Origin of the sequence: Isoptericola sp. NPDC056573, assembly GCF_042793335.1 — a bacterium.
In the GTDB taxonomy this organism is placed as follows: Bacteria; Actinomycetota; Actinomycetes; order Actinomycetales; family Cellulomonadaceae; genus Isoptericola.
Genome location: NZ_JBHTUY010000005.1, coordinates 190,031 through 214,762, shown reverse-complemented (window position 1 = coordinate 214,762; position 24,732 = coordinate 190,031). Strand labels below are relative to the sequence as shown.

The following is a 24,732-nucleotide window of genomic DNA, read 5'->3' as shown; positions in this document are numbered from 1 at the left end:
GTCGGTCTGCCAGGCTGACCTGCGATGACCTCAGCCCCGCCGGGCGGCCGGGACGACACCCGTGACACGGCCGAGCCCGGGCAGCGCGAGCGCCCGACGTCGTCGCACCCGGACGCCGGTCACGCGCGCCTGCGGCGCTGGCAGGCGGCCACCGAGTGGCCGCTGACGGCGATCTCCCTGCTGTTCCTGGTCGCGTACGCGATCCCGATCGCGCGCCCGGACGTCTCGCCGGACGTGCGGGCCGTCTGCTCCGTCGTGCTCGGGGTGACGTGGCTGCTCTTCGTCCTGGACTACGTGGTGCGCACCCGGCTGGCCCCGCACCCGTGGCGGTACGTGCGCCGGCACCCGCTCGAGCTCGCCGTGGTCGTGCTGCCGGTGCTGCGCCCCCTGCTGCTGGTCTCCGTGGTGGTGCGCCTCAACCGCGTCAACGCCGTGCGCCTGCGGGGACGCGTGGTGCGGTTCGCCGTGGCCGGCACCGCGCTCCTGGTCGTCGTCGGAGCGCTGACGGTGACGCAGGCCGAGCGGGGTGCGCCGGGCGCCACCATCGTCAACCTCGGCGACGGTTTCTGGTGGGCGATGGTGACCATCACGACCGTCGGCTACGGCGACCTCACGCCGGTGACCCCGACGGGCCGGGTCATCGCGGTCTGCCTGATGCTCGGGGGCATCGCGCTGCTGGGCGTCGTGACGGCGACGCTCTCGTCCTGGCTGGTGGAGCGGGTCACCGACACGTCGTCGCCCGACGACCGCCTGGGTGCGGCGGGGGAGGCGCCCGTCGGCATGGTCAGCCAGGCGCAGGTGGCGCTGCTCGTCGCGGAGGTGCAGGAGCTGCGCGCGCAGCTCGTCGCCGACCGGCAGCGCACGCAGGCTCAGGGGGAGAGCGGCTCCGCGGAGTAGCCGTCCACGCGCGGGGAGACGTCGAGCGCGGCCTCCAGCGCGGCGGCGACGCCGTCGTCGTCGTTGCCGGGCACGACGGCGTCCGCGCAGGCGAGCACGTCCGGGTGCGCGTTGGCGACGGCGTGCCCGCGGCCGGCCCAGCGCAGCATCGGCAGGTCGTTCGGCATGTCGCCGAAGGCCCACACGTCGCGGGCGTCGACGCCGAGCCGGCGGCACCACCGGGCGAGCGCGACGTCCTTCGTCACGCCGGGCGGCAGCAGCTCGGCCAGCCCGGCGGCGCCGGAGTAGTGCAGCTCGGCCCGGCCGCCCACGACCTCGCGCACCCGGTCGAAGAACACCTCCTGGTCGTCGTCCCGGACGTCGCCGCGCTGCACGACGCCGAAGCCCTGCGTGGGTGTGCCGGGCCGGACGGCGAGCAGCTTGGCCACGGCGTCGTCCCCGCCGCGCAGCGCGTCCTCGACGGGCACGGCCCGCAGGCCGCGGTCGAGCCCGGGCTCGCCGTCGGGGAACCAGGGGTCGAAGGCCGGGCCGCGGACGGTCTCGACGGCGAGGCCGACCCCGGGCACGGCCGCCCGCAGCCCGGCGACGAGCTCCTGCACGACGCCCTCGCCGAAGCCGCAGGCGTCCAGCGCCCGGCCGGAGCCCAGGTCCCAGACCGCGGCGCCGCCCAGCGCGATGACCCGGCCGTGGCCGCCGACCAGGTCGCCCAGGTCGGCCAGCCAGCGGGGCGGGCGGGCGGTGACGAAGACGACCTCGACTCCGGCGTCCTCCACGTCCCGCAGCGCGCGGCGCGTGCGCGCGGAGACGGTGCCGTCCGAGCGCAGCAGCGTGCCGTCGAGGTCTGTCGCGACCACGCGCGGCAACCCGCGGCGTGCGCCGCCCGCCCGTGCGGTCACCGGTAGTTGACGAACTGGACCGCGAAGTCGAGGTCCGCGCCCTTGAGGAGCGCGATCACGGCCTGCAGGTCGTCGCGGGACTTGCTCGTCGCGCGGACCTCGTCGCCGGTGATCTGCGTCTTGACGCCCTTGGGGCCCTCCTCGCGGATGAGCTTGGTGACCTTCTTGGCGTTCTCACCCGCGAGGCCCTCCTTGAGGGAGCCGGCGAGCCGGTAGACCTTGCCGGACGACTGGGGCTCGTTCTCGCCCGTGTCGAGGGCCTTGAGCGAGACCCCGCGCTTGACGAGCTTGGTCTGGAACACGTCGAGGGCGGCGAGCACGCGCTCCGCGGAGTTCGCCTCGAAGACGATGGTGTCCTGACCGCTCCACGCGATGGACGCGCCCACCCCCTTGAAGTCGTACCGCTGCGCGATCTCCTTGGCGGCCTGGTTGAGGGCGTTGTCCACCTCCTGGCGGTCCACCTTGCTGACGATGTCGAACGACGAGTCGGCCACGACTGCTCCTTGCTGCTCTGGTCTTGCTCAGATCGGCGTGCGATCCGGGCCCGGACGTATCAGGTGGGTGGGGTTCGCCCACTACCGTAGTGCGGCGGTGCATGGGGAGGCCTACCCATCGAGACGGACGGCGTCATGTCGGGCGTCTTCGGTAGGGTTCGCCGAGGTTTGCATCACACCGGTTCCCAGGCAACTTCCCCAGATGGGTCAGACCGGTCCTCCGCCCGCGGCGCGACGGTAGCGCGCGGGCTGTCGCACCAGCCGCTGTCCGCACCTGCCCAGAAGTAGGAGAGGAACCGAACCGCATGAGCCTCGTCTCTCGTGCCGTGGAGAACCGTCGGTCCATCGCATCGGTCGGGGTCGTCGCGCTCTTCGGCGCGGGGCTGACCGGCTTCGCGCTCTGGTACGACGGCGAGGCGACGGTGGACGTCGACCTCAACGACTCCGGCGTGTGGGTGACGAACGCCGCCGACGGCGAGATCGGCCGGTTCAACTACGAGGCCAAGGCGCTCGACGGCACGCTGTACGCCAACACGACGGGCTTCGACGTCCAGCAGGACGCGCAGCGCGTGCTCCTGTCGAGCACGGGGGACTCCTCGGCCAGCCCCGTCGACCCGGCGCAGCTCGCCCTGACCAGCACGATGAAGCTGCCCGGAGGGGCGCAGGTCGCCTCGGGCAGCGCCACCACCGCGATCTACGACGGCGAGTCGGGCAGCGTGTGGGTGCTCCCGTTCGACGGGGCGGCGTCCTTCGACCCCGAGGAGACGGAGCCCGTGCTCGAGAAGGTGGGCAAGGGCGCCCGGCTCGAGGTGAGCACCGGCGGCACCGCCGTCGTGGCGTCCCCGGCCGACCAGAAGCTGTGGACCATCCCGACCAGCGCGCGCGGCACGGCCGAGGACCCCGAGGAGGAACGGCTCTCGGTGCAGCCGGGGACCGACGTGCAGGTGACCACCGTGGGCGAGGAGCCCGTGGTGCTCGACCGCTCGACGGGCAAGGTCGTGCTGCCCGGGGGCGACGCGGTGGAGATCGACGGCGGCGCCGAGGCGCAGCTGCAGCAGCCGTCGCCCGACTCGGACATCGTGCTCCTCGCGACCTCGCGCGGGCTGGTCTCCCAGCCGCTGGACGGCGGGACGCCGACGAAGCGCACCGCGAACGGCACGCCCGCGCGGCCCGTCCAGCTCGGCGAGTGCGTCTACGGCGCCTGGTCGGTGTCCGGGCAGGTCGTGCGCGACTGCCCCGGGACCGACGACGACCAGGACGTCGTCCTGGAGGGCCTCTCCGCCGACAGCAGCCTCGTCTACCGCGTGAACCGCGACGTCATCGTGCTCAACGACGTGGCCCGCGGCACCCTGTGGATGGCGGCGGACGAGTTCCAGAAGGTCGACGACTGGGACCTGACCATCCCGGAGAACGACGAGGGCGAGAAGACCGAGTCCGAGGAGACGACGCCGGAGCAGGTCGACCAGTTCGTCGCCGACCGCGACAAGAAGAACCGGCCGCCGCAGGCGAAGGACGACTCGTTCGGCGTCCGGCCCGGCCGCACCACCGTGCTCAACGTGCTCGGCAACGACGTCGACCCCGACGGCGACGTCATGACCGTCGAGGTCGACGGCGAGCCGACCGGTGACATCGCCGTGGACCGGGTGCTCGACGGCGCCGCGCTGCAGGCCGACGTGCCCACGGACGCGACGGGGAGCACGACGCTCACCTACGTGGTCGACGACGGCCGCGACGGGTCCGACACTGCGAAGGTCACGCTCACCGTGGTGCCGGAGTCCGAGAACGACGCCCCGACCCAGACGGGCGAGCCCGTGCTGCGGGTCGGCCAGGACGGCACCGCCAGCATCAAGGTGCTGCCGTACTTCCGCGACCCGGACGGCGACGACCTGTTCCTGTCCCACGCCAGCACGGGCGACCCGAAGGACGAGGTGCGCTCGCGGCCCGACGGGACGATCGAGTTCCGCGACGGCGGGGCGGCCACCGGCCGCAAGATCGTCGACGTCACGGTCTCCGACTCCCGGGGCAAGCCGGTGGAGGGGACGCTGATCGTCGAGGTCGTGGCGACCAACGAGCCACCGGTCGCGGTGCAGGACCACGTCACGGTGCTCGCCGGCCAGCCGGTCACCGTGCGGCCGCTCGAGAACGACACCGACCCCAACGGCGACCCGCTCCGGCTCGTGCACGTGACCGAGAAGAAGGGCCTGTCGTTCTCGAACAACCTCAACGCGGGGATGTTCACGGTGCAGGGCGACGAGCCCGGGTCCTTCGACGTGACCTACCAGGTGAGCGACGGCCCCAACTCGACGACGGGGCTCGTCCGGGTGGACGTCGTCGCGCCGCCGGAGGACGCGGCCCCGCCGGTCGTGGTCTCCGACCAGGTGCTGCTGCCGTCGGACGGCTCCGCGCTGCTCGACGTGCTGGCGAACGACACCGACCCGGCGGGCGGCGTGCTCGTCGTGCAGTCGGTCACCGTGCCGGACGACTCCCCGGTCGACGTGGCGGTGCTCAACCACGACGTCCTCAAGGTCATGGAGAAGCAGCGGCTCGACGAGCCGGTGACCTTCGAGTACACCGTCGCGAACGGCACCGGCTCCGCCACCGGCCAGGTGCGCGTGGTGCCCATCCCGGCCCCGAACACCCTGCGGCCGCCGGACGCGGGTGCCGACGAGGCGATCGTCCACACGGGCGACGTCGTCACCGTCCCCGTGCTCGACAACGACACGCACCCGGACGGGCTGGACGTCGAGCTGAACGACGAGCTGCAGGAGGAGCCCGAGGCGGAGCTCGGCGAGGCGTTCGTCTCCGAGGACACCGTGCGGTTCAAGGCGGGTCCCGAGGCGGGCACCGCCCACCTCGTCTACGAGGTGCGGGACAGCAACGGTCAGAAGGACTCCGCGCAGGTCACCATCACGATCAAGGACGACGAGGAGAACACCGCCCCGCAGGTGCCCGACACCGAGACGCGGGTGCTCAGCGGCAAGACGGTGCGCATCCCGCTCGCGCTCGACGGCACCGACCCCGACGGCGACCAGGTCACGCTGAGCTCGATCGCCGCGGCCCCGGAGCAGGGTACGGCGACGATCGTGGACGGGTTCGTCGACTACACGGCGGCGGAGGGCGCCGCGGGCTTCGACTCCTTCACCTACCAGGTGACCGACACCCGCGGAGCGGTCGGCCAGGGCACCGTGCGCGTGGGCATCGCCGCGCCGCCGGAGACGAACCAGCCCCCGCAGGCCGTGGACGACGAGACCACGGTGCGGCCCGGCCGCACGGTGGCCGTCCGCGCGCTGGAGAACGACAACGACCCCGACGGCGACGAGATCGGCCTCGTCAAGGACGGCTTCGACGGGCTGCCGGACGGGCTGACGCCGAAGGCGGTCGAGGACGACATCGTCCTCGAGGCCCCCGCCGACGAGGGCGCGACATCCTTCTACTACACGGTCCAGGACGCCTTCAAGGCACGTTCTACCGGGTCGGTCACGGTGAACGTGGACGCCGACGCGCCGCTGCTCCGGCCGGTCGCGAAGGACGACGTGGTGACGGCGGAGCAGGTCCGCGACGCCTCGACGGTCACGGTGGACGTCCTCGCCAACGACGTCGACCCCGACGGCGTGGGTGCCGACCTCGAGGTGTCGGTGGACCAGGCGTCCGAGGGCGTCACCGTGCGCGAGGACGGCCAGGTGCAGGTGGCGCTGACGCCGCAGGCGCAGGTGATCACCTACACCGTCACGGACGTGGACGGGCTGCAGGCCAAGGCCTTCGTGCGCGTGCCGGGCGACCAGTCGCGTCCCTACGTGAAGCCGGGCTCGACGCCGCTCCAGGCGGTCAGCGGCGAGCCGCTGCCCGTCGAGCTGGGCGAGCTCGTGGTGGTCCGGGACGGTCGTGAGCCCCGGATCACCGAGGAGAAGTCGGTCGGGGTCACCGAGGGGACCGCGGTCGTGCAGGACGCCGACACGATCGAGTTCACGTCGAGCGAGGACTTCGCCGGGTCGGCGTCGGTGAGCTTCGAGGTGACCGACGGCGACGGGCCCGACGACGAGGACGGCAACAAGGCGGTGCTCACGCTGCCGATCGACGTCGTGCCCTCGACGAACCAGCCGCCGAAGGTGGTCGGCTCGCCGACGCTCCAGGTCGCGGCGGGCGAGGACAGCACGGTCGACCTGTCGCGCTACGTCAAGGACCCGGACAAGGACAAGCTGACCTTCGACGTCGAGAGCCCGAAGGGCATCACGACGTCCGTGTCGGGCGGCACCGTGACCGCGCAGGTCGAGCCGTCGGTGCCCAAGGGCACCGCCGCGGACGTCGCGTTCACCGTGTCCGACGGCAAGAACCCGCCCGTCAGCGGCAACCTCGAGCTCACGGTCGTCGGCTCCACGCGCCCGCTCGTGCAGACGACGCCCGACAAGGTGCCCGACGCCCACCAGGGGCAGCCGGTGACGATCCCGGTGCTGGAGAACGACACCAACCCGTTCCCGGGCGAGGACCTGACCGTGGTCGGCGCGTACGGCGAGACCGGGTCGGGCACCGTGTCGTACGACGACCGGGACGTGATCATCACCCCGGACGAGGACTTCCACGGTGTGCTCACCGCGCGCTACGCGGTGCACGACGCCACGCAGGACCCGGACCGCCAGGTCGAGGGCACCGTGACGGTCACCGTCCTGGGCCGTCCGGAGCCGCCGCGCGCGCCCACGGTGGAGGAGGTGCGCTCCGGCACGGTGGTGCTGAGCTGGGAGCAGCCGAACAACAACGGCGCCGACATCACCGGGTACACGCTGCACGCCTCGGACGGCAAGACCCAGGAGTGCGCCACCACGACGTGCACCTTCGACGGGCTGACCAACGACGTGGAGTACACGTTCACGGTGACGGCCACGAACGAGGTGGGCGACTCGGACGAGTCGGCGGCGTCGAAGAGCGCCCGGCCGGACCAGAAGCCCGACGCGCCGGCGGCGCCGAAGCTCGAGTTCGGCGACGAGCAGCTCACCGTCACGTGGACGAACAAGGACTACACCGACCGGTCCGCGATCACGTGCGTCAACCTGGAGATCAGCCCGGCCCCGGCCGACGGCAAGATCCAGAAGCCGTGCGTCGAGGGGACCTCGACCGTGTGGGAGGGCCTGACCAACGGCACCGCGTACACGGTGCGGGCGCAGGCGCTGAACGACGCCCCGGACCCGTCCGACTGGGGCGATGCATCCTCCCCGGAGACGCCCGCCGGCCCCCCGGCGGCCCCGGCGGCCCCGAAGGCGAGCCGGGTGGACACGGCCGTGGGCGGCCAGACGACCGTGTCGTGGCAGGAGCCGGACACCAACGGCGCCCCGATCGACATGTACTACCTCGACGTGTACGAGGGCGGTTCCCAGGTCAAGACCGTCAAGGTCGGCAAGGCGCGGTCCCAGACGGTGCAGGACCTCAAGACGAACGCCACGTACACCTTCAAGGTGCGGGCCGAGAACAAGGCCGACGTCTCCGCCGCGAGCCCCGCGTCCAACGCGGTGGTCCCGTACGGCACGCCGACGGTGCCGGGCAACGTGCAGGCCGCCCTCGGTTCGACCACGAACGGCCAGGCGGACGTGAGCTGGAGCGCGGCGGCGGAGTTCCGGGGGCCGGCCCCGTACTACCAGGTGCGGGCCAACGGCTCCGGCGGGAAGAACGTCGGCAACGTGACGTCGTACACCTACAAGGGCCTGTCCAACGGCACCAAGTACACGTTCCAGGTCCAGGCGTGCAACGAGTACACCTGCTCCGACTGGTCGGACAGCTCGGGCTCCGTGACCCCGTTCACCACCCCGGGAAACCCGCGCCTCAGCTGGAGCGGGACCAAGAACGGCACCGGCCGGGTCGACGACGGGTCGTTCTCGATCAACGCCCCGAGCAGCAACGGCGGGCGGGCGGTCGACAAGATCGAGTGGAAGCTGTCGGGCAGCGCCTCGGACGGCGGGACCAAGACCTCGTGGCCGGCCTCCGTCGGTGTCCCGACGGGCTACAGCAAGACCTACACGCTGCAGGCCCGCGCCCACAACGAGGCGGGCTGGGGAGCGTGGACCTCCGTCACGGGCAAGACGGACGCGCCGCCGCAGCCGAAGGCGACGGTGTCGAAGGGCAACCGGACCGGCGTGCAGGACGGCTGCTCGTCCGGCAACTGCAACTACTTCAAGGTCACGGCCAAGGACTTCGACGGCAAGTCCCACCGCGTCGAGTGCTGGTCGTACAACAACCCGGACTCGACCGCGGGCTGGCACAACATCCGCATGACGGGCAGCAAGGTCTGGACGACCCCGGGCGGCCCCGGCTACGACGTGAAGCTCGGCGCCTCGACCACCGTCCAGCTCGACTGCTACTACGGCTACGACGGCACCCAGGTCGCCGTGGTGATCGACGGCAAGCGATATGCCGCGACCACCTGGTGACCCCGTCCAGCCGGACCACGACTCCCCGAGACAACGAGCACGAAGGAACACCGAGATGACGATGACCCCCGAGCAGGCCGCCTGGTTCGCCCAGACGTTCGAGCGCCTCGTCGGCAACGTGGGGCAGGCGGTCCTGGGCAAGGCGCCCGTGGTGCGCCTCGCGCTGACCTGCATGCTGGCCGAGGGGCACCTCCTGCTGGAGGACGCCCCCGGCACCGGCAAGACGGCGATGGCGCGCGCGATCGCGGCGTCCGTGCAGGGCTCCCACAACCGCATCCAGTTCACCCCGGACCTGCTGCCGTCCGACGTCACCGGCGTGACGATCTACGACCAGCGCACGCACGAGTTCGACTTCCGCCCGGGTCCGATCTTCGCGTCCATCGTGCTGGCCGACGAGATCAACCGTGCCTCGCCGAAGACGCAGTCGGCGCTGCTGGAGGTCATGGAGGAGGGGCGCGTCACCGTGGACGGCACCACCCACGACGTGGGCCGCCCGTTCATGGTCATCGCCACGCAGAACCCGATCGAGCAGGCCGGCACGTACCGCCTGCCCGAGGCGCAGCTCGACCGCTTCCTCATGAAGACGTCGGTGGGCTACCCGGACCACGCGTCCACGGTGGAGATCCTGTCCGGCGCGTCGGTGCGCGACCGCAGCCAGGCGCTCCAGCCGATCATCACCACGCAGGCGGTCACGGAGATGGCGACGCTCGGCGCGACGGTGCACACCGATTCCGCGGTGCTCGAGTACGTGAGCCGCCTGGCGGAGGAGACCCGCAACGCGCCCGAGGCCCGGATCGGCGTGTCCGTCCGTGGCGCGCTCGCCCTGGTGCGGTGCTGCAAGGTGTGGGCGGCCGCGCACGGCCGCAACTACGTGCTGCCGGACGACGTCAAGCAGCTCGCGCAGCCCGTCTGGGCCCACCGCTTCGTCCTGGATCCGGAGGCCGAGTTCACCGGCGCCCGGGCGGAGGTCGTCCTCGCGCGCATCCTCGCCGACGTCGCCGCGCCGCAGGAGCGCGCCGCGGTATGACCTCGACATCGACCCCGGTGTCCCCGGCCCCCGCGGCCGCACGGGACACCACCGGGAACCGGCTCGGGCGCTGGTGGGTGCGCGCGTCCGGGGCCGTCGGCGCACGCTGGGCGGCGCTCGTGCGGGCGTGCGCCCCCGTGACGCAGGCGTTCTCGACGTTCGGCGTGGCCGTGCTGGTCGTGTGCGTGGGCGCATGGGTGGCCGGGCTCGCCCTGGGCTGGCTCGAGGTGCTCGTGGGCGCCGTCCTGCTCACGGTGACCCTCGTGGCGGCCATCGGCTTCGTCCTGGGGCGCCTGCGGTACGAGGTCTCGCTCACGCTCACGCAGTCGCGCGTGACGGTGGGGGACCCGGCGGTGGGGCGCCTCGACGTCCGCAACTCCGCGGTGCGGCCGATCCTGCCGTCCGTGATGGAGCTGCCCGTCGGCCGCGGCACCGCCGCGTTCCCGGTGCCGCGGCTGCGCGGCGGCGGCTCGCACGAGGAGATCTTCCGCATCCCGACCCGGCGCCGCGGCGTCATCACCGTCGGCCCGGTGAAGTCGGTGCGCGCCGACCCGATCGGGCTGCTGCGCCGCGAGGTGACGTGGACGGACGAGCAGGAGCTGTTCGTGCACCCGCAGGTGAAGAACCTGGCGGGGTCGTCGACGGGCTACCTGCGCGACCTCGAGGGGCGCGTCACGACCGACATCACCGACTCCGACGTGTCGTTCCACGCCCTGCGCGAGTACGTGGCGGGCGACGACCTGCGGCACATCCACTGGAAGACGACGGCCCGCACCGGCACGCTCATGGTGCGCCAGTTCGAGGAGACGCGGCGCTCGCACCTCGCGGTGCTGCTCTCCACCCGCGTCGAGGACTACGCGAACGACGACGAGTTCGAGCTCGCGGTGTCGGTGTGCGCCTCCCTCGGCCTGCAGGCCATCAAGGAGGACCGCGGGGTCACCGTGCTCGTGCAGTCCGGCAGCCTGCGCGGCGACCACCACACCCGGCTGCTCGACGACCTGTCGCGCGTGGAGCTCGAGCCGTCGCGTCGTGCGCTCGTCGACCTGGCCCGCGCCGCGGGGAGCACCGCCGCCGACGCGTCCGTGATCGCGTTCGTGCTCGGCAGCCGGGTGACCCCGACCGAGCTGCGGTCCGCGTCCGCGCGCCTGCCCGTGGGCGTGAACGTCATGGCGATCCAGTGCGTGCCGGGGGCGAACCTGTCGCGGCACAACATCGCGGAGGTCGGCGTCCTGACCCTCGGGCGGCTGGGCGACCTGCCGATCGCGCTGAAGAAGATGAGCGAGACATGAACGACGAGACCACACGCGGCGGGCGCCGGGCCTGGTCGGGGCAGGGCGCGGGCGACGACTCGCTGCGCACCGGCACCGGGCTCGGCCGCGGCACGACGCGCCGCAAGGAGGCGTCGCGTCCGCGCGCGACGTCGCCGCTCGCCCTGGTCGACCTGGCGGCGCTCGTGGTGCTGCTCGCGGCCGTCGCCGTCGGCTTCGGGCCGGTCTGGGGCTCGGCGGGCTACGTGCTGCCCGCCGCCGGGGGTGCCGTCCTCGGTCTGGCGGTCGCCTGGCTCGGTGCCTGGCGCCGGTTCCCGGCGGTGCTCGTGCTGGCGGTCGCGGTGGTCGCGTACCTGCTGTTCGGCGCGGCCCTCGCGCTGCCGCAGGACGCGATCGGCGGCGTGCTGCCGAGCCTGCAGACCCTCCAGGACCTCCTGATCGGCGCGGTCGAGGGCTGGAAGCAGTTCATCACCACGGTGCCGCCCATGAGCTCGTTCCCAGAGCTCGCGGTCGTGCCCTACCTGCTGATGCTGCTCGTGGCGCTCGTCGCGGGGACGATCGCCTGGCGCGCCCGGCACGCGGTGTGGGCGATGGTCCCGGTGCTCGTCGGGTTCGTGGGCGTCATCCTGCTCGGCACGCTCGACGCGGCGCTGCCGGTGGCCCAGGGCATCACGATCGCCCTCGTCGGCCTGCTGTGGGGCGGGGTCCGCGCGATGGAGGCGCGGGTCGGGACCCACTCGATCAGCACGGAGCAGAGCGAGGAGGCCACCCGCCGCCTGCGCTGGTACCGGGTGCGCACGGGCGCCGCCATCCTCGGCGTCGCGGCCGTGACGGCCGCCTTCGTGGCGCCGGCGATCATGCCGTCCCAGCCGCGGTCGGTGCTGCGCGAGACGATCGTGCCGCCGCTCGACCTGCACCAGTACGCGAGCCCGCTCGTCGGCTTCCGCCACATCGTGAAGGAGCAGCGGGAGGACGAGCTGTTCACGGTGAGCGACCTGCCCGAGGACGGCCGCGTGCGCCTGGCCGCGCTCGACCGCTACGACGGGGTGGTCTTCGACGCCTCCGGGACCGGCGGCGACACCGGCGTGTACAGCCGCGTCGGCACGACCATCGCCACCGCCCAGGAGGGCACCCCGCAGCGCGTCGACGTGACCGTGACGGGGTACGACGGCGTGTGGGTGCCGCAGTTCGGTGCGCTCACGGGCCTCACGTGGACGGACGCGAACGCGCGCGCCCAGGACGCGGGCTCGTACTACAACTCGACCACGGGCACGGTGCTCACGACCGCGGGCGTGCGCCCCGGCGACACGTACAGCCTGGACACGATCGTCACCGAGGAGCCGTCGGAGGACGCGCTCAAGAAGGCGACGATCGTGGGCGCCGACCTGCCCGAGACCGACCAGTCGGCCCTGCCGCCGGGCCTGCCCGCGAAGGCGGTGCAGTTCGCGGGGGAGGAGACGGACCCGGCCACGAAGCTGTTCCTCATCCGTGACGCCCTCGCGGCGTCGGGCGTCCTGTCGAGCGGGCTCGAGGGCCAGTACCCGTCGCGCCCCGGCCACTCCGCGGAGCGGGTCGACACGCTGGTGCAGCAGGAGAAGATGGTGGGCGACGACGAGCAGTTCGCCGTCGCGCTCGCCCTCATGGCACGGCAGGCCGGCATCCCGGCGCGCGTCGTCATGGGCTTCTACCCCGGCAAGGACAGCAACTACACGGCCGGCGAGCCGTGGACCGTGCTGGGCAGCGACGTGCACGCCTGGGTCGAGGTGCCGACCTCGGAGTACGGGTGGGCGGCGATCGAGGCCGTGCCGGAGCAGAAGCCGCAGATCCAGCCGGAGCCCAAGTCGGAGCAGGTGCCCAAGCCGCCGGTGCTCCAGGAGCCGGAGCCGCCGGAGGAGCCCGAGCGCGTCGAGGCGGGCACGGTCGAGGACGACGAGGAGGAGGCCGAGAACGAGGCCTTCGACTGGCGCCTCGTGGGCCTGGTCGTGCTGATCGTCGGGATCCCGCTGCTGCTGATCGGCGGCCCGATCGTCGCGATCCTCGCGTACAAGGCGCGTCGTCGGGCCCGACGGCGCACGGCCGACGACGCTGCCGCCCGGATCAGCGGCGGCTGGCACGAGGTCGTGGACGTCGCCACGGACCTGGGCAGCACCGTCCCCCCGTCGGCCACCCGCCGGGAGGGCGCGTACCTGATCGCCGAGCAGTACCGGGCGCCCGGTACGCTCGCTCTCGCCCACCGTGCGGACGCAGGCGTCTTCGGGGAGGGCGAGCCCAGTGCCACGGAGGCGGACGACTTCTGGCGCGAGGTGGACGAGCTCGTCGCGGGGGTGCGGTCCGGTGTCGATCGGCGCCGCCGGCTCTTCGGGGCCCTGTCCCTGCGGTCGCTGCGTGCTCGCGCGACGTGGCGGCCGGGGCGGGCGCTCGGCCGGTTCGCGCGGGACGTCGGCGCCAAGGTCTCCGGGGTCGGTTCGAGGATCGTCTCCAGGGACGGCTCCAGGAGCAAGGAGAAGCGATGAGTGACGTGCAGTGCCCCGGCTGCGGGTCCACCCAGCGGGCGGGGGCGCCGTTCTGCGCCGTGTGCGGGCGCGAGTTCCCACGCACGGGCAGGCCGGTCGGGCCGCCCGCGGGTCCTCCGCGGGGCGCGTTCGACGCCGCGGCCGGCGTCGCCGGCCCGGGTGGCCCCGCGTCCCTCGTGCACACGGGCACCACCGAGCCCGAGATGATGACGGCCACGCAGGTGCCCGCGTACCTCGGGTCCTCGACGCCCGAGCCCGAGGCCGTACCCGTGTACGCGCACGTGGGCCGGCGCATCGTGGCGTTCCTGCTCGACGGCGTCGTGGCGGGGGTGCTCTTCGGGATCGTCTACGGCATCGGGTTCTCGACGATCGACCTGCCGTCGGGCGTCATCACGTCCACCGACCCGCGGTTCGCGGGGCTCGTCACCCAGATCCTCACCGTGGCGGGCCTCGCCTCCGCGGCGGCGGGCCTGTACTGGCTCGCCATGCTGATCTGGGAGGGCCTGACCGGCAAGACGCTCGGCAACCTGGTCATGGGTATCCGCACGCAGGGCGTCGACGGCGGCATGCCGATCGGGGTGGGCCGCGCGTTCCTGCGCTACCTGGTCGTCGCCGCCTGCGGGCTGGTGCCGTTCTTCGGCACGATCCTCGTGCAGCTCAGCCCGCTGTGGGACGGCGGCGGCCGCCGCCAGGGCTGGCACGACAAGGCCGGGAAGGCCGTCGTCGTGGACGCTCGCGCCATGCAGCGTGCCGCGGCGCCGCGCACCGCCAGCTTCGCCCCGGCCTCCGGCGGCCCGGTGGCGGGCCTCGCGGCCCCGCCGTCGGCGCCGTCCGCCGTCCTGCTGGGGGCGGTGGCCGCGCCGCCGGTTCCGACGCAGCAGCCCGCGCCGCAGCCGGCGCACCAGCCGACGCACCAGCCGACGCACCAGGCTCCTGCCGGCCCGCCGGCGGGCGTGCCGGACCCGTACGCGACGCCGGCCTTCCAGGCGCTCGCCGGCCCCGCCGCCGGTGCGGGCGGGCTCATCACCGGGGTGCCGGGGTCCGCGGCCCGGCAGCCGGCGGCGTCGGCCGCGCAGCCGGCGATGCCGGACCCGCAGCAGCTCCAGCAGCAGCCCCAGACCCAGCAGCCCCAGACCCAGCAGCCCCAGACCCAGCAGCCCCAGACCCAGCAGCCCCAGACCCAGCAGCCCCAGACCCAGCAGCCCGCCCCGGACGTCACGCCCGAGGTGTCGGAGCACACGAGCTTCGACACGCGCATGCAGTCGCGGGCGCAGCGCCAGGAGCTGCGCCCGGCGCCCGTCGTGGGCGTGGTGCTCGAGCTCGAGTCGGGCGACCGGCACACCGTCGACGGGCCGGCCCGGGTCGGCCGCAACCCGGAGGCGTCGGCGGGCGAGACCGTCACGCTCGTGCGGATCGACGACCCGACGCGGTCGGTGTCGAAGAACCACGCCGACCTGGACGTGGACTCCGCGGGCCTGTGGATCAACGACCGCGGGTCCACGAACGGGACCGTCATCTCCGTCGCCGGTCTGCCGCCGCGGGTGGCCGAGCCCGGCGCACGCGTCCGCGTGCCCATGGGGGCCACGATCCACGTGGGCGACCGTCGCATCGTCGTCCACCCGGGGGCGCACGCATGACCGACGACGACGCGCTCGTCCTGTCCTGGGGCAGCTCGTCGCACGTGGGGCGCCGGCGCAAGGTCAACGAGGACGGGTACCTGGCCGGGGCCGGCGTCTTCCTGGTGGCGGACGGGATGGGCGGTCACGACGCGGGCGAGGTCGCCAGCGCCGTCGCGCTCGACACCCTGAGCCCGCTGCAGGACGAGCCGAGGGTGGACGCCGACCGGGTGGCCGAGCTGGTCGCCCTGGCGCAGTCGCGGGTGCGGGCGATCGACACCGGCCCCTCGGGGCGGGGCGCCGGCACGACGCTCACCGGCGCGCTGGTCTCCGAGCAGGACGACGTCCCCTACTGGCTGTTCGTGAACGTGGGCGACTCGCGCACGTACCTGATGTCGAGCGGCGTGCTGGACCAGGTCAGCGTGGACCACTCCGAGGTCCAGGAGCTGGTGGACGCGGGGATGCTCACGGCGCAGGAGGCGCGGTTGCACCCGCGCCGGAACGTCGTGACGCGGGCGCTCGGCGCGGACTCCACGCCGATGCCCGACTTCCGGTACGTCCCGGTCGCCGCGGGCGACCGGGTGCTGGTGTGCTCCGACGGGCTGACCGTCGAGCTCACCGATGAGCGGATCGCCCGGGTGCTGCTCGAGCACCCGGACCCGCAGCGGGCGGCGAGCCGGCTCGTGGAGGAGGCGGTCGCGGCCGGAGGCCGCGACAACATCACGGTCGTGGTGGTCGACGTCACCCATGCGGTGGACGACGACGAGACCGCGACCAGCCCGCGGGGCGGGCAGGTGCTGGACGACGAGGACACGATCCCGACGCCCGAGGGCGCGTGGGGCCGGGCCTCGATGACCGGGGGGCAGGAGGTCGACGCATGATGACGGTGGGATACGTCGAGGGCAGGGCGCAGGCGCTGGTACGGGGGGACACCGTGCTGCTGCTGCCGGAGCCCGTGGAGCCGGAGGTCGTCTCGCGGCTCTGGGAGGCGCTCGAGGCGCCGGAGCAGGGCGGTGTCGTGTCCGTGGTCGGGGCGCTGACGGACGTCGCGGGGAGCCTGACGGCGGTGCCGCCCTTCGCGGTGGTGACGCTCGACGCCCGGGCGCGCGAGGCGCGCGTCGCCGTGCGCGGGACGTCCGCCGCGGTGCGGGTGCGGGCGGCGGGCGGCGACGTGGAGGTGTCCGGCGCCGGCGTGCTGATGTGGGCCGAGCGCGTGGTGGCGGAGGTGGCCTCGGTCGAGCTGGCCCTGGACCCCGGCCCTGCCGGGGACGGCCCGGTCTGGCCGTTGCAGGGCGGAGTGGTCCGCGCGGCGCTCCTGCGCCGGGCGCTGGACGGCGGCGACGTCGCGACCGCGGCACCCGCGGCGGCACCCGCGGCGGAACCCGCCGGGTCCGCCCCGGCCGCGCCTGCGGCGGGGCACGCCGTACCCGCCCCGGCCGAGCCGCTCGGCGGCCTCGGGGGTTCCGACCCGGACGCCTGGCCGCTGCCGGGCCAGTCGAAGCTGCGCGCTCCGGTGCTGCCCGCGGTCGTCGCGGTCCCCTCGCAGGAGACGCTGATCGGGGGCGCCGACGGTGACCCCCTGCCGATCGCGACGATCTCGGCGCCCGGCGAGGGTGTGGCGGCCACCGGCGACGTGCCGGACGCCGCCGCCCCGGACGGGCCCGCGATCGCCGACGGCACGCCGGACGACGACGAGACCCCCGCGCCCGAGCGGCAGGAGCAGGGCGAGCCGAGCTCGGACACCGTGCTCGGCGGCGACGGGGACGACTACGACCACCTGTTCGGCGACACCGTGTTCCGCAGCGTCGAGGACGCGGCGGTGCGTCTCGCCGGCGACGAGGAGGGCGAGGACGACGCCGCGCCGGACGCGTCGTCCGGGCCCGCGGCGGGCCCCGAGGCTCCCGCACCGGACCCCGCACCGGGCCCCGCACCGGAGGCGTCCGCGCCCCCCGCCCCTCCCGCGCCCCCGGCGGCGTCGGACGGCGGGCTGATCGCGTCGATCCCGTTCGGCCCCGGCGCCCCGGGGACCCCGGCGGCCGCCTCCCGTGCCGCCTCCGTCTCCGCGGAGCCCCCGAGCGGACCACCCGCACCGTCCGGGCCCGTCGACGACCACGACGGCAACACGATCATGACCTCGGACCTGGCCGCGCTGCGCGAGGCCGCGGGCGCCGCGCTGCCGCAGTTCGGGGCGCCCGCGGCCCCCGGGGCCCGGGACGTCCTGGCGCTGGAGTGCCCGCAGGGGCACCCCAACCCGCCGACCCGTCAGCAGTGCCGCACCTGCGGCGTCCCGCTGGACGGCGACCCGGCGCTCTCGCCGCGCCCGCCGCTGGGCCGCGTCCGGATCGGGGCGGTCGACGGGGCCCCCGCGGGGGAGGACCAGGTGGTGGAGCTCGACCGCGACGTCGTCGTCGGACGCCGCCCCCGGTCCAGCACGACGTCGGCGGACCGGATGCCGCGGATGGTCACGGTCCCGAGCCCGCAGAAGGACATCTCCCGCTCGCACGTCCAGGTGACGCTCGAGGAGTGGCACGTGCTGGTGGAGGACCTTGCCACCACGAACGGCACCGTGCTGCTCCGCCCGGGACAGAAGCCCCGGCGCCTGCACCCGAACCAGAAGGAGATCGTGGTGGACGGCGACGTGCTGGAGCTCGGGGACGGCATCACCCTCGCGTTCGAAGGGATCTGGTGACTGGCGGATGAGCAGCAAGCGGGCACCCTCCGCGCCGCCGGAGATCCCGGGCTACACGTATCGCAAGGTCATCGGCACCGGCGGCTTCTCCGACGTCTTCCTCTACGAGCAGCACCGGCCGCGCCGCCAGGTGGCGGTGAAGGTGCTGCTCAAGGAGTGGTCGAACGACACCCAGCGCGCGGCGTTCGACGCCGAGGCCGACCTCATGGCGACGCTGGGGAACCACCCGTCGATCGTCACGATGTACGAGGCGGGGGTCGCCCCCGACGGGCGCCCCTACCTCGCGCTCGAGTACTGCTCGCGCCCGAACCTCGGCGCGCGCTACCGCTCGGAGCGCATGTCGGTGCCGGAGGCGATGCGCACGACGATCCAGATCGCGGGAGCGGTCGAGACGGCGCACCGCCTCGGCATCCTGCACCGTGACATCAAGCCGGCGAACATCCTGGTCACCCAGTTCGGGCACCCGGCGCTCACCGACTTCGGCATCTCGTCCACCGTGGACTCGGCGTCGGTCGCGGAGGGCATGTCCATCCCCTGGTCGCCGCCCGAGTCGTTCGGCGACCCGCCCGTCAGCGGCATCGCGACGGACGTGTGGGCCCTGGGCGCCACCTGCTACACCCTGCTCGCGGGGCGGACGCCGTTCGAGGTGCCGGGCGGGTCCAACTCGTCGGCCGACCTCATGGGCCGCATCGCGACCACCTCCCTGGCCGAGATCGGGCGCGGCGACGTCCCCGAGTCGCTCGAACGGGTGCTGCGCATCGCGATGGCGAAGCGGCCGGGGTCGCGGTACCCGACGGCGCTCGCGTTCGCGCGCGCCGTGCAGCAGGTGCAGGTCGAGCTGGCGCGCGACATGACCCCGATCGACCTCCTCGACGAGGCCGGGTCGGTGCTCGAGGACGAGGACGAGGCCGAGGGCACCCGGATGAACCGGGTCCGGGCGATCGACCCGGAGCAGCGCAGCGCGCCGCCGGGCCCGGCGGTGGCCGCCGTGCCCTATGCGCCGGTCCAGGCGCCGCCGTACCCGACGGCCTCCCCGGGCACCTCGTCGGGCTTCTCGTCGGGCTTCTCGTCGGGCTTCTCGTCGGGCACGGAGTCCGGGTGGGCGGCCCCGGCCACGGCGACCCCCGCCCCGGGGCGGGTGCCGACCGTCGACGCGGCGGGCGAGCCGTCCGACGCGTCGGTGGACGAGACGGTGTTCCGCACGGAGCGCCCGGCCGCGCCCGAAACGGACGACGATTCCGGGGCCGAGGCGCCCGCCGCGTCGCGGTGGGCGTGGCTGCTGGTCGCCGTCGGGTCGGTCCTCGTCCTCGGTGTCGGCGGTCTGATCTGGTGGCTGAACCGCGACGCCGGGACCGAGCCCACCGTGGCCGACCCCGGCCAGACGCAGGCCGCGGCGCCCGCCGACCCGCTCGGCGGCTACGTGCCGCCGGTGCAGGACCTGCAGGCCGTGGTCGAGGGCGACGAGGTCCTCGTGACCTGGGAGCCCCCGCGCGAGGCGGAGGAGGGCGACTCCTTCGGGTGGAAGCAGCTCTCGCTCACCTCGGAGTCGCAGTACACGACGACGGACGAGACGTCGGCCAGCGTCCCGGCGGATCCCGGCAAGGACGTGTGCGTGCAGGTCGTGGTGATCCGGGACGGCAGCAGCCTGTCGCAGACGGAGCAGACCTGCGTCGCGGCCGGTGCGGACGCGAGCGAGGGGGCGACGGGCTGATGGGCGAGCTGGCGATCGAGTTCTGCGGCGAGTGGTTCCGGCCCTCGCCCGAGGTGCCGTTCGACATCGGTCGCGAGGGCGACCTGGCGATCGACGACAACCTGTACCTGCACCGCCGCTTCCTCCGCGTCACCTGCGACGACGACATCTGGTGGCTCACCAACGCGGGCTCGAACATCGCCGCCACCGTGAGCGACGTCCGGGGCGGCGTGCAGTCGTGGCTGCCGCCCGGGCACCGCCTGCCGATCGTGCTGCCGCACACGGCGATCGTCTTCACCGCCGGCCCCACCACCTACGAGCTCACCGTGACGCTCAGCGACGCGCCGTACTACGAGGTGCACCCGGAGGACCCGGGCAGCGGCGACACGACGATCGGGGCGGTGCAGTTCACCGTGAGCCAGCGCCAGCTCATCGTCGCGCTCGCGGAGCCCATGCTCCGGCGCGAGGGCACGGGCCTCAGCGAGATCCCGTCCAGCGTCGACGCCGCGCGGCGGCTCGGCTGGGCCACCACGCGCTTCAACCGCAAGCTCGACAACGTCTGCGACAAGCTCGACCGGATCGGGGTGAAGGGGCTGCGGGGCGGCCCGGGCGGCGCGGCGACCAACCGCCGGGCGCGCCTCGTCGAGCACGCCGTCACCTCCCGCCTCGTCACCGCCGACGACCTCCACCTCCTCGACCAGAAGGACGACGCCTGACGTGCGCATCAAGCTCACCCTGCACCGGTCGGACGACTCGGCCGTCGACGTGGCGGTCACGGCGGACGCCACCGCCACCGTCCGTGACGTCGCGGAGGCGCTGTTCTCCGGCGACCCCGGCCGCCGCGGCGCGGCCGCCCCGGAGAACCTGACGCTCCAGGTCGTCGGCGACGGCACGGCGCAGCACACCGTGACCGCCGGCAGGGTGCTCACCCCGACGAGCGACCTGGTGCAGGCCGGGCTCCGGTCGGGGTCCGGGGTGTCGATCGTGCGGCTCTCCGACCAGTTCGTGCACAGCGGGCAGGACCGTGGGGCGGCCGTCGCCGTCCTGCGCGTGCTCGAGGGCCCGGACGCCGGGCGCGAGTTCCACCTGCCCGTCGGCACCTCCTACCTCGGCCGCGACCGGGGGATGGACATCCGGCTGCAGGACGCCCAGGTCTCCAAGCGGCACGCGCGGATCATCGTGGGGGAGCAGCTCGAGATCCACGACCTCGACTCCGCGAACGGGCTGGAGATGGGCGGCAAGCGGATGACCCGCTCCGTCCTCACGTCGTCCGACACCGTGACCGTGGGCCAGAGCGTCGTGTCGGTGGTGTCCCTGCACCGTTCCACGAGCCTCCCGCCCACCAGCCCCGTGGTGGAGTTCAACCGCTCGCCCCGCGTCGTCGCGCGGTTCGGCGAGCGCAAGATCACGGCGCCCAAGCCCCCGAAGCCCGTGCCTCCGGGCCGGCTGCCGTGGATCCCCATGATGGCGCCCGCCCTCATGGGCCTGGTGATGTTCGCGTTCTTCAACAACCCGCGGATGCTCGTGTTCATGTTCATGAGCCCGCTGATCATGCTGGGCGTCTACTACGACCGGCGGATCGCGCGGAAGAAGGACTTCGAGCGGGCGTCGGAGCTGTTCGAGGAGGCCGTCACCGCCACGCAGGAGCGGATCGCCCGGACGCACGCCGTCGAGCGGGCGGTGCGCCTGGCCGAGGTCCCGTCCCTCGCGGAGTCGCTCGACGCGGTGCGCCGCCTCGGCGGGCTCATGTGGACCCACCGGCCCGAGCACCGCGGCTTCCTCACCCTGCGCCTCGGCATCGGGGCGGCGCCGTCGCGCACCGAGTTCGCCGAGCCGCGGGAGAACGAGGCGATCCCGGAGCACTGGGAGAAGGTGCTCGAGCTGCAGTCGCGCTGCTCGGTGATCGACGACGTGCCCGCCGTCGCCGCGCTGCGCTACGGCGGCAACGTCGGCCTGGCGGGGCCCGCCGGCATGGTCGAGTCCGTGGCGCGCGCCGCGCTGCTGCAGATGGTGGCGCTGCACTCGCCGTCGGAGGTCGTGCTCACGGCCCTGACGTCGCACCGCTCGCGCGAGGACTGGGAGTGGCTCCAGTGGGTGCCGCACACCGGCTCGCCGCACAGCCCGCTGGGGACCTCGGACCACCTGGCCGCAGACCCGGGCCGCGGCCTCGCCCTGCTGACCCGCCTGGAGGAGCTCATCGAGGCCCGCGGGATCAGCCTGGACGGGCCGCCGCCGCTGGAGACGGAGCGGGATCCCGAGAAGGACCGCGGCGAGGCCGCGCCCAAGCCGGTGCTCCCGGCCGTGGTGGTGCTCGTCGAGGACGACACGCCGCTCGAGCGGTCGCGGCTCGTGCGGCTCGCGGAGCGCGGCCCCAAGGCGAACGTGCACGTCGTGTGGGTGGCCCCCACTGTGGAGCAGCTCCCCGCCGCGTGCCGGACGTTCGTGCTCCTCGACGCCCAGGAGGGCGCCGGCTCCGGCATGACGGGCGAGGTGCACTACGGCCGCCTCGCGTTCCCGGTGCGCTGCGAGGCGGCGGACCTGGCCACGGCGGCCGAGGTGGCCCGCATCCTGTCCCCGGTGGTCGACGTCGGCGCGCCCGTGGACGACGAGTCCGACCTGCCCCGCTCCGTGTCGTACCTGGCGCTCGCGGGCACGGACCTCGGCTCCGACGCGGCCGGCGTGGTCGAGCGGTGGCGGGAGAACCTCTCGCTCACGCCGCGCGACGGCTCGCCGCCGGTGCGCCGCAAGACGCCGACCAACCTGCGCGCCCTCATCGGGCACAACGGCGTCGAGCAGTTCTACCTGGACCTGCGCACCCAGGGCCCGCACGCGCTGGTGGGCGGCACCACCGGTGCGGGCAAGTCCGAGTTCCTCCAGTCGTGGGTGCTGGGCATGGCCGCGGCGCACAGCCCGGACCGCGTCACGTTCCTGTTCGTGGACTACAAGGGCGGCGCCGCGTTCGCGGACTGCGTGCACCTGCCGCACACGGTGGGCCTGGTCACCGACCTGTCGCCGCACCTGGTGCGGCGCGCGCTGTCGTCGCTGCGCGCGGAGCTGCACTACCGCGAGCACCTGCTGAACCGGAAGAAGGCCAAGGACCTCGCGTCCCTGGAGCGCACGGGCGACCCGGAGGCGCCGCCGAGCCTCATCATCGTGGTGGACGAGTTCGCGGCGCTGGTCGGCGAGGTCCCGGAGTTCGTGGACGGCGTCGTCGACGTCGCCCAGCGTGGCCGGTCCCTCGGCCTGCACCTCATCCTCGCGACGCAGCGGCCCGCGGGCGTCATCAAGGACAACCTGCGCGCCAACACGAACCTGCGCATCGCCCTGCGGATGGCCGACGAGTCGGACTCCAAGGACGTGCTCGGCGACACGATGGCGGCGCACTTCCCGCCGACGATCCCCGGCCGCGGCGCGGCGAAGACCGGTCCCGGCCGTCTCACGACCTTCCAGACCGGCTACGCCGGCGGGTGGACGAAGGACGAGCCGGAGCCGTCCCAGATCGACGTCGAGGAGATGGACTTCGGCACGGGCCGGCGCTGGGAGATGCCGACGGTCGCCCGGTCCGACGACGACGGCGACCCGGGGCCGAACGACATCGCGCGCATGGTGGCGACGATCCGCCACGCGGCGACCAGCGCGGGGGTGCCCGCACCCCGCAAGCCGTGGCTGGAGGAGCTGGCCGCCACCTACGACCTGGCCCTGCTGCCCAACCCGCGCACGGACTCGCGCCTGCTGCTCGGCGTGCGCGACGACCCGCACGGGCAGGCCCAGCCGACGGTGCACTACGAGCCGGACGTCGACGGCAACCTCGCCGTGTACGGCACGGGCGGTACCGGCAAGAGCACCACGCTGCGCACGATCGCGGTGACCGCAGGCCTCACGGCCCGCGGCGGCCCGGTCCAGGTGTACGGCATCGACTGCGGCTCCGGCGGCCTGTCGATGCTGGAGAGCCTGCCGCACGTCGGCGCGGTGATCTCCGGCGACGACGAGGAGCGGGTGTCGCGCCTCATGCGGCGGCTCACCGAGATGCTCGACGAGCGCTCCGCGCGGTACGCGGAGGTGCGGGCGAGCACGATCGACGAGTACCGGCGCATCGCGAACCGCCCGGACGAGCCCCGCATCATCGTGCTGGTCGACGGCATCCAGTCGTTCCGGGACAGCTACGAGATCTTCGCGGGCCGGGGGTTCTCCGTCTATGGCGCGTTCTCCCAGCTGGCCACCGACGGCCGCCCCGTGGGCATCCACCTGGTGATGTCGGGCGACCGGGCCGTGGCGGTGCCGCCGGCGCTCGCCTCCACGGTGCAGAAGCGGATCGTGCACCGGATGGCGCGCGAGGACGACTACATGATGCTCAACGTCCCGAAGGACGTGCTGACCCCCGCGTCGGCGCCGGGCCGCGCGATCATGCACGGCCAGGAGGCGCAGATCGCGGTGCTCGGCGGCGACCCGAACGGCGCCGTGCAGTCGCGCGAGCTGGCCAAGCTCGAGCAGACCATGCGTCGCATGGGTGCGGTACAGGCGCCCGGCGTGGCGCGGCTGCCCGACAACTTCACGCTCGACAGCCTGCCGGTGCGCACCGGCGAGCTGGCGACGATCGGCCTGCGCGACCTCGACCTCTTGCCGGTCGGGCTGCCGCTGCGCTCACCGTTCATGCTGGCGGGCCCGCCGGGGTCGGGGCGCACGACGGCGTTCGTCACGCTCGCGACGGCGCTGCGGCGCCGGGGCGGCACCCGCCTGGTGTACCTGTCGTCACGGCGCACGAGCCTGGGCGCCCTGGACCTGTGGGACCAGCAGGCGGCCAACCCGGAGGACGTCGTCGAGCTCGTCAAGGAGCTCACGGAGGTGCTCAACGCCGAGAGCGTCGCGCCGGGCGGGCTCGCCGTGATGATCGAGAACTACACCGAGCTCACGGGCACCCCCGCGGAGAAGCCGCTCGAGGCGTTCGTGAAGCTCGCGGTGCGCAAGGAGCACTTCGTCGTCGGCGAGTCGGAGTCGTCCACCTGGTCGAAGGCGTTCACGCTGGCCGGCCCGTTCAAGTCGGGGCGCAACGGCATCCTGCTGACGCCCGGCGACACGGACGGCGACACCCTGATGAACACGCCGCTCGGGCGCATGCGGCGCAAGGACTTCCCGCCCGGCCGAGGGTTCCTCGTCACCGCGGGGCGCGCCGTCAAGATCCACGTGGCCCTGCCGGGCTGACGGGAGCAGGGAGATGGGGAGGTCTCCCCA

The 24,732-nt window shown here is 73.8% G+C and carries 13 protein-coding genes; 11 read left to right on the top strand and 2 right to left on the bottom strand.

Annotated features, from left to right (window positions below; all coding sequences use genetic code 11):
- Nucleotides 1-24 precede the first annotated feature (24 nt).
- Nucleotides 25-897, top strand: coding sequence for a potassium channel family protein (locus ACFQ8E_RS10880; RefSeq protein WP_430550562.1), 873 nt, complete (start codon nt 25-27; stop codon nt 895-897).
- On the opposite strand, the gene ACFQ8E_RS10875 is transcribed toward ACFQ8E_RS10880, so the two are convergent.
- A complete protein-coding gene (locus ACFQ8E_RS10875) occupies nt 870-1,751 on the bottom strand; it encodes an HAD family hydrolase (protein WP_430550561.1) in 882 nt (293 codons plus the stop codon). The two genes, ACFQ8E_RS10880 and ACFQ8E_RS10875, sit on opposite strands and share 28 nt — an antisense overlap.
- Nucleotides 1,752-1,789: 38 nt before the next feature.
- A complete protein-coding gene (locus ACFQ8E_RS10870) occupies nt 1,790-2,287 on the bottom strand; it encodes a YajQ family cyclic di-GMP-binding protein (protein ID WP_429764848.1) in 498 nt (165 codons plus the stop codon).
- A 305-nt stretch (nt 2,288-2,592) separates the two neighbouring features.
- Between ACFQ8E_RS10870 and ACFQ8E_RS10865 the strand changes: the two genes are divergently transcribed.
- The 10 genes from ACFQ8E_RS10865 to ACFQ8E_RS10820 are packed head-to-tail and all read left to right on the top strand — an operon-like array spanning nt 2,593 to nt 24,702.
- Entirely contained in the window at nt 2,593-8,700 is a 6,108-nt protein-coding gene (locus ACFQ8E_RS10865) for an Ig-like domain-containing protein (RefSeq protein WP_430550560.1), read from the top strand.
- Between the two features lie 55 nt (nt 8,701-8,755).
- Nucleotides 8,756-9,727 (top strand): AAA family ATPase, encoded by a 972-nt coding sequence (locus ACFQ8E_RS10860; RefSeq protein ID WP_430550559.1) that lies wholly within the window; start codon nt 8,756-8,758, stop codon nt 9,725-9,727.
- Nucleotides 9,724-11,016 (top strand): DUF58 domain-containing protein, encoded by a 1,293-nt coding sequence (locus ACFQ8E_RS10855; protein WP_430550558.1) that lies wholly within the window; start codon nt 9,724-9,726, stop codon nt 11,014-11,016. Before ACFQ8E_RS10860 ends, ACFQ8E_RS10855 begins: the two co-directional genes overlap by 4 nt.
- A complete protein-coding gene (locus ACFQ8E_RS10850) occupies nt 11,013-13,508 on the top strand; it encodes a transglutaminase-like domain-containing protein (RefSeq protein ID WP_430550557.1) in 2,496 nt (831 codons plus the stop codon). Before ACFQ8E_RS10855 ends, ACFQ8E_RS10850 begins: the two co-directional genes overlap by 4 nt.
- The gene (locus ACFQ8E_RS10845) at nt 13,505-15,145 is read left to right on the top strand and encodes an RDD family protein (protein WP_430550556.1); all 1,641 of its coding nucleotides are present in this window, start codon (nt 13,505-13,507) and stop codon (nt 15,143-15,145) included. Before ACFQ8E_RS10850 ends, ACFQ8E_RS10845 begins: the two co-directional genes overlap by 4 nt.
- Complete coding sequence (locus tag ACFQ8E_RS10840) at nt 15,142-16,005, top strand: PP2C family protein-serine/threonine phosphatase (RefSeq protein ID WP_430550555.1); 864 nt, start codon at nt 15,142-15,144, stop codon at nt 16,003-16,005. The genes ACFQ8E_RS10845 and ACFQ8E_RS10840 overlap by 4 nt, the downstream gene beginning before the upstream one ends.
- On the top strand, nt 16,002-17,813 hold the full coding sequence (locus ACFQ8E_RS10835) for an FHA domain-containing protein (RefSeq protein WP_430550554.1): 1,812 nt from the start codon (nt 16,002-16,004) through the stop codon (nt 17,811-17,813). The genes ACFQ8E_RS10840 and ACFQ8E_RS10835 overlap by 4 nt, the downstream gene beginning before the upstream one ends.
- Nucleotides 17,814-17,820: 7 nt before the next feature.
- Entirely contained in the window at nt 17,821-19,524 is a 1,704-nt protein-coding gene (locus ACFQ8E_RS10830) for a serine/threonine protein kinase (RefSeq protein WP_430550553.1), read from the top strand.
- The gene (locus ACFQ8E_RS10825; RefSeq protein WP_430550552.1) at nt 19,524-20,219 is read left to right on the top strand and encodes a hypothetical protein; all 696 of its coding nucleotides are present in this window, start codon (nt 19,524-19,526) and stop codon (nt 20,217-20,219) included. Before ACFQ8E_RS10830 ends, ACFQ8E_RS10825 begins: the two co-directional genes overlap by 1 nt.
- Nucleotide 20,220: 1 nt before the next feature.
- On the top strand, nt 20,221-24,702 hold the full coding sequence (locus ACFQ8E_RS10820; RefSeq protein ID WP_430550551.1) for an FtsK/SpoIIIE domain-containing protein: 4,482 nt from the start codon (nt 20,221-20,223) through the stop codon (nt 24,700-24,702).
- The last annotated feature ends 30 nt before the right edge of the window (nt 24,703-24,732 follow it).

What these genes read in the sequence shown, in the direction of transcription:
- ACFQ8E_RS10880 (WP_430550562.1), top strand. Translation starts at nt 25, where the DNA reads ATGACCTCAGCCCCGCCGGGCGGCCGGGACGACACCCGTGACACGGCC.
- ACFQ8E_RS10865 (WP_430550560.1), top strand. Translation starts at nt 2,593, where the DNA reads ATGAGCCTCGTCTCTCGTGCCGTGGAGAACCGTCGGTCCATCGCATCG.
- ACFQ8E_RS10860 (WP_430550559.1), top strand. Translation starts at nt 8,756, where the DNA reads ATGACGATGACCCCCGAGCAGGCCGCCTGGTTCGCCCAGACGTTCGAG.
- ACFQ8E_RS10855 (WP_430550558.1), top strand. Translation starts at nt 9,724, where the DNA reads ATGACCTCGACATCGACCCCGGTGTCCCCGGCCCCCGCGGCCGCACGG.
- ACFQ8E_RS10850 (WP_430550557.1), top strand. Translation starts at nt 11,013, where the DNA reads ATGAACGACGAGACCACACGCGGCGGGCGCCGGGCCTGGTCGGGGCAG.
- ACFQ8E_RS10845 (WP_430550556.1), top strand. Translation starts at nt 13,505, where the DNA reads ATGAGTGACGTGCAGTGCCCCGGCTGCGGGTCCACCCAGCGGGCGGGG.
- ACFQ8E_RS10840 (WP_430550555.1), top strand. Translation starts at nt 15,142, where the DNA reads ATGACCGACGACGACGCGCTCGTCCTGTCCTGGGGCAGCTCGTCGCAC.
- ACFQ8E_RS10835 (WP_430550554.1), top strand. Translation starts at nt 16,002, where the DNA reads ATGATGACGGTGGGATACGTCGAGGGCAGGGCGCAGGCGCTGGTACGG.
- ACFQ8E_RS10830 (WP_430550553.1), top strand. Translation starts at nt 17,821, where the DNA reads ATGAGCAGCAAGCGGGCACCCTCCGCGCCGCCGGAGATCCCGGGCTAC.
- ACFQ8E_RS10825 (WP_430550552.1), top strand. Translation starts at nt 19,524, where the DNA reads ATGGGCGAGCTGGCGATCGAGTTCTGCGGCGAGTGGTTCCGGCCCTCG.